Origin of the sequence: Photobacterium lucens (assembly GCF_009873615.1) — a bacterium.
Lineage (GTDB): Bacteria > Pseudomonadota > Gammaproteobacteria > Enterobacterales > Vibrionaceae > Photobacterium > Photobacterium lucens.
This window is the reverse complement of the sequence record NZ_SSMG01000057.1, coordinates 1-12,222: the sequence shown is the minus strand read 5'-3', so window position 1 is coordinate 12,222 and position 12,222 is coordinate 1. Positions and strand designations below refer to the sequence as shown.

The following is a 12,222-nucleotide window of genomic DNA, read 5'->3' as shown; positions in this document are numbered from 1 at the left end:
GATCAATAAATTCTCTTATTAACAAAATGACTTTTATTTTTTGCAATGTTAAACATAAGATTCTCACATGTTCCCAACTTGTTATTGGTGATGTTAAGGGACGGTTTAAAAATCGACTTTCGAATGAGATTAATTATTAGTTATTGATTTTGAATAAAATTCACACAAAAAATTTTATCCATCATGATTGATTTAGATCAAGATATTTGCTCATTTTGTTCCATAAAAAAGGCCGTATTATCAAATAATACGGCCTTTTTATTTCAAAATGTTTCACTCAACAAGAAGCGATAAAGTGCGGTCACTGTATAAATTTAGACGAATTAATCGCCAGCAAACATGTAACCTTCACCGTGAACTGTCACAAAAATCTGTGGATTTTTCGGATCCAATTCCATTTTAGAACGCATACGACGGATCAAAACATCGATAGTTCTGTCGTTTGGCGCTTCTACTCGATGGCTTAACATGTTCAAAATTCGTTCACGACTTAACACCACATTTGGGTGTGAAGAGAAGGCAACTAACAGCTCATATTCTGCTTTAGTTAGCTTCACTGGTAAGCCGTTGTGAGTCAGTGCGCGTTTGTTAATATCGAACTGCCATTCACCAAAACGAATGATGTTATCTTCCTGCATTTCGACCATGGTTTCGTCACGCGCTTTTTCTACTAAGGTCATGCGCCATAACAAGTTTTTCACTCGAACAAGCAGTTCACGAAGCTCAAAAGGTTTAGTCACATAGTCGTCTGCGCCCATCTCTAAACCAACGATTCTATCGATGCTATCTGTGCGTCCTGTCACCAAAATAATACCCACTTCTGAGCGGCTACGAAGCTCACGAGTTAGCATCAAACCGTCTTCACCGGGAAGGTTAATATCAAGCATGACGAGGTCGATTTTTTCGGTCGCCATGATCTCTCGCATCTGTGCGCCACTATCCGCTTGGCTAACCTTATATCCTTCGTTCTCGAAATACCCTACCAGTTTAGTACGGGTAACAATTTCATCTTCCACAACAAGTACGTGATGAGTCATGTTTGTCTCTTTTAGTTTTTTAGGTGTTCTTACGAAACGTTAGCACAAACAACTGTTATTCACAATTTGTCATAAACCTGAGTTTGCTATTCATTCGTAGCATTAACCTTATTCACATCGTGGACATAAGATTACCTCATAAAATTTATAACGTCACCGTAGCTTTACGGTGTGCATTCATTCTTAAATGGAATCTTTCAACATGAAAAAACTTTGGCAAATGTTGACTAAGCCAAGCAGCAAGTATTCTGTTCTTGCACTTGTACTAGTTGGTATTGGTATCACCCTTGCGGGCATTTTTGCTGTGCATAAGGGATTTGAACACGCCTCTCAAACTGAATTCTGTATCAGCTGCCACACCATGCAGCAGAACTACGAAGAATATAAGCAATCTGTACACTTCAAGAACGCTTCAGGTGTACGTGCTGAATGTGTTGACTGTCACCAACCTAAAGACCTTCCAGGTGCTGTTCAACGTAAGCTTGGCGCTTGGAAAGATGTATACAACCAATACATCACTAAGAAGATTGACACACCTGAGAAATTTGAAGAGCACCGCCTAGAGCTTGCTCAGATTGTTTGGAAGCGTATGTCTGACAACAACTCTAAAACGTGTAAGAGCTGTCACGACTACTCTGCAATGGACCACGCTAAGCAGTCTCCTGAAGCTGCAAAAGCGATGACAGATGCAGCAGCTAAGAACATGAACTGTATCGAGTGTCACAAAGGTATTGCACACGAACTACCAAACATGGCTGGCGGTTTCCAAAAAGACTTCCAAGGCCTACAAGCTGAAGCAACTGCACAAGGTGCAAAAGCTGACAAGCTTTACTCTCTTGGTGAAAAAGATCTGTTCGCAACTGACGACGCTAACGGCAAATCAGAAGGTAAATTACTACCAGCTTCTGAAGTTACTGTTCTTGAGCGTAAAGGCGACATGCTGAAAGTTGAAGTTAATGGCTGGTTAGAGAAATCTGGTAAAGGCCGTGTTATGACAGAATACATGGGTAAACGTGTATTCAAAGCAACTATCCGTGGCGACATCAAAGCGAACGAGAAGATTATTAAAGAAGAAACAGATCCTGCGACTGACATCGTATGGCAAAACGTTTCTGTACAAGCTTGGATCACTAAAGCTGACATGATCGATAGCATCCAGCCAATCTGGAACTACGCAGAAGAAATGTACGGCTCTACTTGTAATGCTTGTCACGCGGCGCCAGCGCCAGGCCATTTTACTGCAAATGGCTGGATCGCAAGTCTGAAAGCCATGAGCTCATACTACCGTCTGTCTAAGACTGAAGAACGTACGCTACTGAAATACCTACAGAACCACGGTAGCGATACAGGCGGTGCAGGCGCGCACTAATCCCGCGAGCCAATAAACGAATAAATGATAGGCGGGTGACGTCTCCAGTCCCCGCCCCATTGATAAAAATTAAAGTTTAAGGATTGACCAAAAATATGGCGACTCAAACGAATAATACTGGCATTTCACGCCGCCGCTTCCTATCTAGCCTTGCTATGGCAAGTGCTGCATCGGTTGTTGGTACTAGCCTACTTGCACCACGCAAGGCAATGGCTGCTGAAGAAGCAAAAGCTGCTTTCTCTGGCGAAGTGCTATCTGGTTCTCACTGGGGTGCTTTCCGCGCTAAAGTAGTTGATGGTGTTTGGACTGAAACAACACCATTTGAAAAAGACAAAAACCCAACTGACATGATCCAAGCGGTACGTGAAGTGGTTTATAACCCTGCTCGTATCAAATACCCAATGGTTCGTATTGATTGGTTAAAGCAAGGCTATAAGTCTGATACAACTCAACGTGGTAACAACCGTTTCGTACGTGTGCCATGGTCTCAAGCGCTAGACTTCTTCTACCATGAGATGGAACGTGTTCAGAACAACTTCGGTCCAAGCGCACTGTACTCTGGTCACACAGGTTGGCAGTCAGTAGGTAAATTGCATAACGCAGGTACTATGATGAAGCGTGGTATCGGTCTACACGGTACGACGCTTGGTAAGATGGGTGACTACTCTACTGGTGCAGCTCAAGTAATTCTTCCTTACGTTGCTGGTGCAATGGAAGTTTACGAGCAGCAAACTTCATGGCCACTAGTGCTTGAGCATTCTGACACTATCGTTATTTGGGCATCTGACCCAATTAAGAACCTGCAAGTGGGTTGGTTAGTACCTGACCACAGCCCATACCAATACTATGAGCAACTTGCAGAGAAAGTGAAGAACAAAGAAATCAAAGTGATCTACGTGGATCCAGTGGTTTCTAGCACCCAAAAAGCCGTTGGTGGTGAGCAGATCCGTGTTAACCCACAGACTGACGTTCCATTAATGCTTGCGCTTGCGCACACGCTATACACTGAAAACTTATACAACAAAGACTTCATTGCTGATTACACAACAGGTCTTGATAAGTTCATGCCTTACGTTCTTGGTAAGACTGACGGTGTTGTTAAGAACCCTGAGTGGGCAGAGAAGATCTGTGGCGTTAAAGCTGATGACATCCGTGCACTTGCTCGCACTATGGCAAGCGGTCGTACGCAAATCATCGGTGGCTGGTGTCTACAGCGTATGCAGCACGGCGAACAGTACGCGTGGATGCTAGTAGTACTTGCAGCAATGCTTGGTCAAATCGGTCTACCTGGTGGTGGTTTCGGTTTCGGCTGGCACTACAACGATGCAGGTTCTATCACATCTAACGGCCCACTAATGTCAGGCTTTAGCGGTGTAACAGGTATCGACCCAATCCATAACGGTTCTTACAACGGTTACTCTACTTTCATTCCTGTAGCGCGTTTTGTTGACTGTATCGACAACCCAGGAAAGACCATCAACTACAATGGTCAGAAAGTGAAGTACCCATTCATGAAGATGGCTATCTTCAGTGGTAACAACCCATTCGGTCACCACCAAGACCGTAACAAGATGATCAAAGCTTGGACTAAGCTAGAAACGGTTGTTTCGATTGATCACCAGTGGACAGCAACATGTCGTTTTGCAGATATCGTATTACCTGCAACAACAACATACGAGCGTAACGATATCGAACAATATGGTAACCACTCTAACGCAGGTATTATTGCCCTACGTAAGATTGTTGAACCTATGTACGAATCTAAAGATGATTTCGAAATCTTCCGTGAGCTATGTTCTCGCTTCAACCGCGAAGAAGCATTCACTGGCGGTAAGACTCAAATGGAAATCATTGAAGAGATCTACAACGGTGCGCGTCTACAAGGTCGTGGTCTAGGTGTTCGTATGCCTAACTTCAAGAAGTTCTGGGATGGTGAAGGTTTCATCGAGTTCCCTGCGGGTAAAGAGTGGGTTCGCCACGAATCATTCCGTAAAGAACCTGACCTTGAGCCACTAGGTACGTCTTCAGGTATGATCGAAATCTACTGTAAGACTATCGCTGATATGGGTTACAAAGACTGTCAAGGTCACCCAATGTGGTTTGAAAAGACTGAACGTAGTCACGGTGGTCCTCGCTCTGATCGCTTCCCGATCAACATGCAGAGTACGCACCCGAAAGATCGTCTACACTCACAGCTATGTTCATCAACGGATTTCCGCGCAACTTACGCGGTTGCGGATCGCGAGCCTATCTTCATGAACACTGAAGATGCTGCGGCACGTGGTATTAAATCTGGTGACATCGTTCGTGTATTCAACGATCGTGGTCAAGTGCTTGCGGGTGCTGTAGTAACTGACGATTACCTACCAGGTGTTTGTCGTCTACAAGAAGGTGCATGGTACAGCCCATTAGAAGGCGGTAAAGCTGGCACTATCTGTACTTACGGTGATCCAAACGTACTAACAGAAGACATCGGTACTTCTAGCCTAGCGCAAGCAACATCTGCAGCTGCTGCTCTAGTTCAAATCGAGAAGTACACTGGTGTTGTTCCAGCGGTAACAGGCTTTAACGGTCCTATCTACGAAGAAGGTATCGACCCACTGTTCCCAGCAATGGACAAGTAATTTAACGAGTTAGTTAAATAAAATAAGGCGATGAACGAAAATTCATCGCCTTTATTTTACCTTTTTAAAATAGATTCCAATATAATGTCTGAGGTTATATTTGAATGTGTTTTATGTGTCTGGAGTGACAATGCAAGAATTTATTGCTTTCAACGAACAACGTGCTGAAATTTACTGGTGGATGTCTTCATTGTTCGCACGCGAACTCACTGATGCGGATCTGCATGAATACCACGGTGGTGAAATGTACACATTCCTTTCAGGCTTAGGCATGACAGAGGAATTGAAAGCACCCGTTGAAGCTTTCCGTGACGCCATTAATCAATCTAACTCTCGTCCAGATGAGCAACTAGAGCTTGCGGCAGATTTCTGTGGCTTATTCCTAAGTACACCGAAAACAGGTGCCTTACCGTATGCGTCTATGTACGTAGGTACAACAGGTTTACTTAATGATAAGCCAGCACAAGATATGAACGTGCTAATGAACGATTACGCGATTGCTCAGCGTAAAGAGTTCAATGAGCCTGCCGATCACCTTGCGGTTGAATTAGATTTCATGGGGAATCTGATCATCATGGGTAACCAACAAGAAACAGAAGAAAAGCGTGAAGAGCTAATGCAAGCGCAGCTTTCTTTCGTAAATACTATGCTGCTTAACTGGTTACCAATGTTTGCTAAAGAATGCCAAAACCGTGATCAATTTGGTTTTTATGCAGCAGCTGCTAACCTGCTATTGGCTTTCTGTAAGCTTGATGCAGCCTTCCTTGCTGGTGAATAATCTTTCACGCCAGTAAGTGCTCGAAATCCAAAACCTCGGCCTATCGCTGAGGTTTTTTGCTTTTAATAAGCACTTAATTGCTCTAAAAAGCTAAACATTTCTAATATTGCTCACACTTGTTGCTCGTAAGGCTGATTATTCATTTTTTATTTTGGATTTATGTTGCATAGTCAATCAGGTTTTATACATTAACCAATCGATTAACTTATTCCAACATTTTATATAATCCTATAATTTCAACGAGTTAAACATTCTATCATCGTCATAGTTAATACAAAAAGTTCTCATTAACAATATCAATGACTTATTTATGCATAGCGTCATTTTTGATTTTTTATATTGTCATACAAAAAATTAAAATCTGATATAGATCAATCATTTCCCTCCTCTATCCTCCTAAAATTCTCACGCTATACCTATAGCGCATAAGTATTATTTTATAGACAAGGTTGATAGATGGACTCGCATGCAGCCCTTTTCGAACTTGGCAAAAAACGTCTTGCCGAGTTACGAGCAATGAAACCTCTTCGTGAGGAATCATTCAAAGATAAATTAGAACAAAATGGCATTACCCGTCGTGATTTCATGATTTGGAGTGCCACCATCACATCACTTCTCGCCTTACCCCTACCTTTTAGCACCATGGTAGCTGAAGCGGCTGAACTTTCAGATCGTGTGCCTCTTATCTGGTTAAGCCTTGCAGAATGTACTGGTTGTTCAGAATCGCTAACACGTACAACAACACCTGATATTAGTACCCTTTTGTTTGAACATGTTTCTCTTGAATACCAAGAAGTACTGATGGCAGCCGCTGGTCAACAAGCTGAAGAAAACCTAGAAAACGCTATGAAAGCGTACAAAGGCAAATACCTATTAGCAGCAGAAGGTGCGGTTCCTACTGCTAATAACGGTATTTATCTTACGCTTGGCAGCAAAGCGGAAACAGGTATGTCATTGATCAAGCGTGTGGCTAACGATGCTGCAGCTGTTATCTGTGTGGGTACTTGTTCTTCTTTCGGTGGTGTACAAGCCGCTCGCCCTAACCCAACCGGTGCGAAAAGCGTCGGTGCTGTGATTGATCGTCCAGTAATTAACGTGGCAGGCTGTCCACCAAACCCTGCCAACATCACAGGTACATTGATGTACTACATCATGTTTGGTCGCCTTCCTGCCCTTGATATGTTCAATCGTCCTAAGTGGGCATATGGTGCCCGTGTTCATGATAACTGTGAGCGTCGTGGTCACTTTGATGCGGGCGAATTCGTGACTGAATTTGGTGACGATAACGCTAAGCAAGGTTACTGCCTATTTAAGATGGGTTGTAAAGGTCCATACACTTACAACAACTGTCCTACTGAGCGTTTCAACGCACACACTAGCTGGCCTGTACTTGCTGGTCACGGTTGTATTGGTTGTTCAGAACCAGACTTCTGGGATGAAATGGCGTACTTCGAGAAGCCATTAAGCCGTAAGCCATTACATGGTTTAGATGCCACTGCCGATACCATTGGCGCAGTGACATTAGGCGTCACTGCTGTGGGTATTGGTGCTCACGCAGTAAGTAGTATTTTTGCAAAGAAAGTCGAGGAATAATTCATGAGCAAGCGTGTCGTAATCGATCCCATTACTCGTATCGAAGGCCACTTACGCATCGAAGTTGAACTTGATGCCAACAACGTTATTGAAAAAGCATACGCCTCTTCTACCCTGTTCCGTGGTTTAGAGATCATCATGAAAGGCCGTACGCCTTACGATACTGGTCTATTAATGCAGCGTATCTGTGGTGTATGTACTTCATCTCACTACTTATGTGGCACATTAGCAGTTGAAAATGCAATCAATGCGCAAGTGCCTATCAATGCAAAATACATTCGTAGCCTGATCTTAACCTCACTTGAAATGCACGACCACATTGTGCACTTCTACCTACTTCACGGCCTTGACTGGGTTGATGTAGTGTCAGCTCTAAGTGCCGATCCTGCTAAAGCTGCGCAAGAAGCAATGAAGTGGTCGAAGACACCAATGGCAGCAGGTGAAGGTGAACTACGCGCTGTACAAGAGAAAGTACAAGGCTTAGTCAACACAGGTAAGTTAGGTCCATTTGCTAACGCATACTGGGGCAATAAAACTTACGCTTTCACGCCAGAGCAGAACCTTATTGGTCTATCTCACTACCTTAAAGCACTAGAAGTTCAGCGTGTTGGTGCTGAGATGATGGCAATTTGGGGTGGTAAGAACCCTCACCCACAATCAATTGTTGTTGGTGGTGTGACGTGTGTACGTGACATGTTAGATCCTGCACGTCTACAAGAGTTTAAGCAAAAGTTTGTTCATGTTGCTGAGTTTATCGAACGTGCATACCAAGCTGATATTTTGATGGCAGCTTCAGCATTTGGTAAAGAGCCAAGCGTTCTAGGTGGCTGTAACATCAGCACCTTCATGTGTAGCGAGTCTATCCAGCTAAACGAAGAAACACATCTATTCACTAGCGGTGTGATCCGCAACAAAGACATCACTAAAGCAGAAGATGTCGATCTAAGCCTGATCGCAGAAGATGTGACTCACTCATGGTACAACGCAGATAAACCGCAGCACCCTTATGATGGTACAACCATCCCTGAGCATACGCCATTCATTGAACGTGACACTCTTGAAGGTAAGCGTCCAACCATTAACGAAGCTGGCAAATACTCTTGGGTTAAATCACCACGTTACAATGGCGAACCTGTTGAAGTAGGTCCACTAGCAACTATCGCTGTGAACTACGCACAAGGTAACCCATACGTAGTGCCAGTCGTTAACGAGTTCTTAAAAACAACAGGTCTACCAGCAGGTGCCCTATTTACCACATTAGGTCGTACTGCTGCACGTATGCTGCATACCTTGATCATTGCTCGTAACGGTTTAACCACATTTGAATCTATGGTGAACAACCTAAATTCAGATCAAACCACTTACATTGAACCAACTATTGATCCTGCGAAAGAGTACAAAGGTGTGGGTGTGATTGAAGCGCCTCGCGGCCTGCTAAGTCACTGGATCCGTATTAAAGATGGTTTAGTTGAAAACTACCAAGCGGTTGTTCCAACCACATGGAACGCAGGCCCTATCGATGGTAACGGTAAGATCGGTCCTTACGAAGCCTCATTAGTTGGCTTGAAGTTAGAAGATCCAACTAAGCCTCTTGAAGTGCTACGTGTGATCCACTCATTTGACCCATGTATGGCGTGTTCAGTACACGTGATGGATTACAAAGGCCAATCTTTGAGTGAATTCCGTATTCCTGCACAAGCGATGTAAGGAAGGAATTTATGTCAACAGATACAGTGTTGTATAAACGATCCTATGTTTTCTCTTTTATTATTCGTCTCTGTCACTGGCTTCGTGCTTTTGCCATCTTTGGCTTAATTGCAACAGGCTTTTACATTGCTTGGCCTTTCTTGGTTGCGCCTGATAGCACGAATGTCTTAGAGCAAGGCTGGATCCGTTTTGCCCATGAAGTACTTGGTTTTGTGTTGATCGCAGTCACCTTAATTCGTGCCTACTTGTTCTTCTTTAGCCGCAGTAACGTTGAACGTCGCTCGGTGAAAGATGCAGTAAGTCCGACAAGTTGGATCAAACAGATCAAAGCCTACTTCTGGATCGGTCAACCGCCTCACCATGGCGCATACGGCCCATTACAGTTAGTGGTATATGCAGGGATCTCTATTGCTGCGATTTTCATGTGTGTAACAGGTTTAACCCTGTATGCCAACGTTTACCATTTAGGTATGGGCGGCCTATTCTGGCAACCTGCAGAATGGGTAACATACGCGATGGGTGGTTTAGCGAATGTTCGTGAATGGCACCATATCGTGACTTGGGCATTCATTGTGTTCGTTCTGATCCACGTTTACATGGTGATTTGGACTGGTATCCGTTTCCGTAATGGCTCAGCTGACGCCATCATGTCAGGTTACGACTACCACCCTGTGCATGTGAAAGAAGAGAACCTCGGTGAACACCCGGTTCAACATCACGCACACCACGCAAATACTGACCATAAAGGCCACTAGCACTAATGAAGATATTGCTACTTGGTATTGGCAATGTCTTGTACGCCGACGAAGGTGTCGGCGTACATTTCGTCAATTACCTCACTGAAAACTACCGCTTTTCACACCCAGAACATCAGATTGATCTCGTTGATGGCGGTACTCTTGCACACAGTTTGATTCCAACCCTAACCCAGTATGATCACTTAGTGGTGATTGATACCGTTAATGCCGCTGGTGTTGATGCAGGTGAAGTCTACTTCTTTGATTTTGATAAAGCCCCTGCTGAGATCGATTGGCAGGGCAGTGCTCACGAAGTTGAAATGCTGCAAACCTTGATCATGATGGAGTTAGTTGGCGATCGCCCGAAGACATTTGTTCTGGGTGTAACACCTACCGTATTAGAGCCAATGCACATGGGCTTAACACCGAAGATTCACGCAGCGATCCCTGTCATGGAGTCTGCGATGCTTAATCATTTGCGTGAACTTGGTGTGACTTGTGAGCGGATCAATAACATCGAAATTAATAGCCTAATTCCAACCGCTTATAAACGAGGAATTGATGCATGAAATTAATCCAATTTTCATTTAAATGCTCTCGCCAAGTCCCGTTTTACGCCCAGTTATGTAACGATTATTTAGCTAATGAGCCGTATGAAATCACGATCGGTTTCGTCAAGAATCGCTACATTATTGAAGCTGTTGGTGAACAAGCGCAATTAGAAGCGTTGGCCGATAAAATTGCTCATGATTTCTTACTTTCTATCTGGTTACTAGAAACCAAAGTAGAAGAAATTAGCCACCGTGAAGGCAGTGTTGTTCCACTGGTGAACACTTCACATCAATTACCATTCTGCCAACATTGTGAGCCATTATTAGGTGATAACCAATCACCACAATTTGGCGAATTAAGCTTGCCATGCGAATGTTGTCACGGTGAAAAGCGTCTACCTGCTACGGTTAGCTTTAATCAAGTAAAAGCATGGGCTGATGAGGTGATCAGTAATGGTTCAGTGATTTTCACCTTAACCAACGAGCAAGGTAAACATCAGCTATTTCAGCTAAGTACATCACCCGTTTCTACTTCGTCGCAGAAACGTCCACAAGTGCTGATTTGTAATCCTAATACTGTGCCAATGCACTTTATTACTCCATCAGCACATGTGTTAGCCTTATCTAGCTTAGAAAAACCACGAGTAACAGTTCAACCGAAAGCGCAACATCAGCAATTACATGAACCACTGTACGATTTATGTTTTAGCTACAATCGTGTTCTTACAGTACTTACTGAAGTTTTACGTCAGCAAGGTATTGATTATGTGTACCTTGATACCAATCACTGGCAACCCTTGATCACTTGGATTGAAAACGGTTGGAGTCAGATCGACAGCGATCCTGAGCTATCACTGCCTGTTTCCATCAAAGCGTTAGAGCCTCTACACGATCAAGCGTGTATTAATGGATTAAATGCTTACTGGCATAAGCGTCGCATTCACTTCGACCACCAGCCTAAACATGCCAATGATGTACCTGCTCATGCGCTACCGATTTGTGCCTTACATGGTGGCAATATTGAATCTGGTAATGGTCGTAATACCACTGTGATCTATTTTGGGCGTTATGCGGCAGGTGAAATTGTCTGCCAAGATAAATTTACTCGTACCGATAGTTTCTTAGTGCTACCTAGCCTACCTCATACAGGACATGACATTATTCGTGCCATGGCTGAGGGTGAGCAAGCAACTATATTAGCTAAATTTAAAGATGCACTACCTGAGAGTTACCAAGCATTAAGCCAAATCGACATTAGCCAATGTTATAACCAGTTAACAGGCTTGTTTGCCGTTGCCGCAACAATTTTGGGCTTATCGACGTCAAGCACTAACAGTATTCAATACTTAAACGATGCCTTAATTGCCAAAGCACTACAAAACAGTGGCCAAAAAGGTCATCGCGTTGATTACTCATTAGATATGGTTGATGGCAAGCGCACCATTGAATGGGCGAAAACATTAGGCAGCTTAATGAGCTTCCGTTTAGTGGTCGATGAATCCGAGTTAGATAAGCTCGCCTTTGGCATTATGGATTCACTGGCTGATTACATTGCTAATTGGATTGAACGTATTGATGAAACCACTGGTGTTAAAGCGGTTGTGCTTGCTGGCAGTGACTTTGCCAATGAAGTATTAACAGAACGTTTATCACTTCGTGTGGGCAAAAACTTCCCTATTACTGTAAACCGTCAATTAGAACTCGATGGCAGTAACTTAAGTGCAGGCGCATTGTATCTGAAAATGCGTCGTCGCTAATGGAATAACGCCTTTTTGACGGTTTAAAAAGGCGTTATTTCCAACCTTAAATCACATTTTATAAAATAC

9 protein-coding genes are annotated in these 12,222 nt (G+C 43.6%); 8 read left to right on the top strand and 1 reads right to left on the bottom strand.

Annotated elements, in window-relative coordinates; genetic code table 11:
• Positions 1 to 323: 323 nt before the first annotated feature.
• A complete protein-coding gene (gene torR, locus E5A76_RS03520; protein WP_005368225.1) occupies positions 324 to 1,037 on the bottom strand; it encodes a two-component system response regulator TorR in 714 nt (237 codons plus the stop codon).
• Positions 1,038 to 1,239: 202 nt separating this feature from the next.
• Between torR and torC the strand changes: the two genes are divergently transcribed.
• The 8 genes from torC to E5A76_RS03480 all read left to right on the top strand — a co-directional run bounded on the left by torC (position 1,240) and on the right by E5A76_RS03480 (position 12,153).
• Positions 1,240 to 2,406, top strand: a complete 1,167-nt coding sequence (torC, locus tag E5A76_RS03515) for a pentaheme c-type cytochrome TorC (protein WP_107166521.1) — start codon at positions 1,240 to 1,242, stop codon at positions 2,404 to 2,406.
• 95 nt (positions 2,407 to 2,501) lie between these two features.
• Positions 2,502 to 5,030 carry a trimethylamine-N-oxide reductase TorA gene (torA, locus tag E5A76_RS03510; RefSeq protein ID WP_161118114.1) on the top strand — a complete coding sequence of 843 codons (2,529 nt, stop codon included), beginning with the start codon at positions 2,502 to 2,504 and terminating at the stop codon, positions 5,028 to 5,030.
• 130 nt (positions 5,031 to 5,160) lie between these two features.
• Positions 5,161 to 5,808, top strand: a complete 648-nt coding sequence (gene torD, locus E5A76_RS03505; protein WP_161118113.1) for a molecular chaperone TorD — start codon at positions 5,161 to 5,163, stop codon at positions 5,806 to 5,808.
• 456 nt (positions 5,809 to 6,264) lie between these two features.
• Complete coding sequence (locus E5A76_RS03500; RefSeq protein ID WP_008987219.1) at positions 6,265 to 7,401, top strand: hydrogenase small subunit; 1,137 nt, start codon at positions 6,265 to 6,267, stop codon at positions 7,399 to 7,401.
• A gap of 3 nt (positions 7,402 to 7,404) precedes the next feature.
• Entirely contained in the window at positions 7,405 to 9,108 is a 1,704-nt protein-coding gene (locus tag E5A76_RS03495) for a nickel-dependent hydrogenase large subunit (protein ID WP_161118112.1), read from the top strand.
• A gap of 11 nt (positions 9,109 to 9,119) precedes the next feature.
• Positions 9,120 to 9,863, top strand: coding sequence for a Ni/Fe-hydrogenase, b-type cytochrome subunit (gene cybH / locus E5A76_RS03490; RefSeq protein WP_161118111.1), 744 nt, complete (start codon positions 9,120 to 9,122; stop codon positions 9,861 to 9,863).
• A 5-nt stretch (positions 9,864 to 9,868) separates the two neighbouring features.
• Complete coding sequence (locus tag E5A76_RS03485) at positions 9,869 to 10,414, top strand: HyaD/HybD family hydrogenase maturation endopeptidase (protein ID WP_161118110.1); 546 nt, start codon at positions 9,869 to 9,871, stop codon at positions 10,412 to 10,414.
• Positions 10,411 to 12,153, top strand: a complete 1,743-nt coding sequence (locus tag E5A76_RS03480) for a Kae1-like domain-containing protein (protein WP_161118109.1) — start codon at positions 10,411 to 10,413, stop codon at positions 12,151 to 12,153. The genes E5A76_RS03485 and E5A76_RS03480 overlap by 4 nt, the downstream gene beginning before the upstream one ends.
• Positions 12,154 to 12,222: the final 69 nt, after the last annotated feature.

Excerpts from the sequence above, each read along its gene's own strand:
- E5A76_RS03495 (WP_161118112.1), top strand. The coding sequence starts at position 7,405 with ATGAGCAAGCGTGTCGTAATCGATCCCATTACTCGTATCGAAGGCCAC.
- torC (WP_107166521.1), top strand. The coding sequence starts at position 1,240 with ATGAAAAAACTTTGGCAAATGTTGACTAAGCCAAGCAGCAAGTATTCT.
- E5A76_RS03480 (WP_161118109.1), top strand. The coding sequence starts at position 10,411 with ATGAAATTAATCCAATTTTCATTTAAATGCTCTCGCCAAGTCCCGTTT.
- E5A76_RS03500 (WP_008987219.1), top strand. The coding sequence starts at position 6,265 with ATGGACTCGCATGCAGCCCTTTTCGAACTTGGCAAAAAACGTCTTGCC.
- torD (WP_161118113.1), top strand. The coding sequence starts at position 5,161 with ATGCAAGAATTTATTGCTTTCAACGAACAACGTGCTGAAATTTACTGG.
- torA (WP_161118114.1), top strand. The coding sequence starts at position 2,502 with ATGGCGACTCAAACGAATAATACTGGCATTTCACGCCGCCGCTTCCTA.
- E5A76_RS03485 (WP_161118110.1), top strand. The coding sequence starts at position 9,869 with ATGAAGATATTGCTACTTGGTATTGGCAATGTCTTGTACGCCGACGAA.
- torR (WP_005368225.1), bottom strand. The coding sequence starts at position 1,037 with ATGACTCATCACGTACTTGTTGTGGAAGATGAAATTGTTACCCGTACT.
- cybH (WP_161118111.1), top strand. The coding sequence starts at position 9,120 with ATGTCAACAGATACAGTGTTGTATAAACGATCCTATGTTTTCTCTTTT.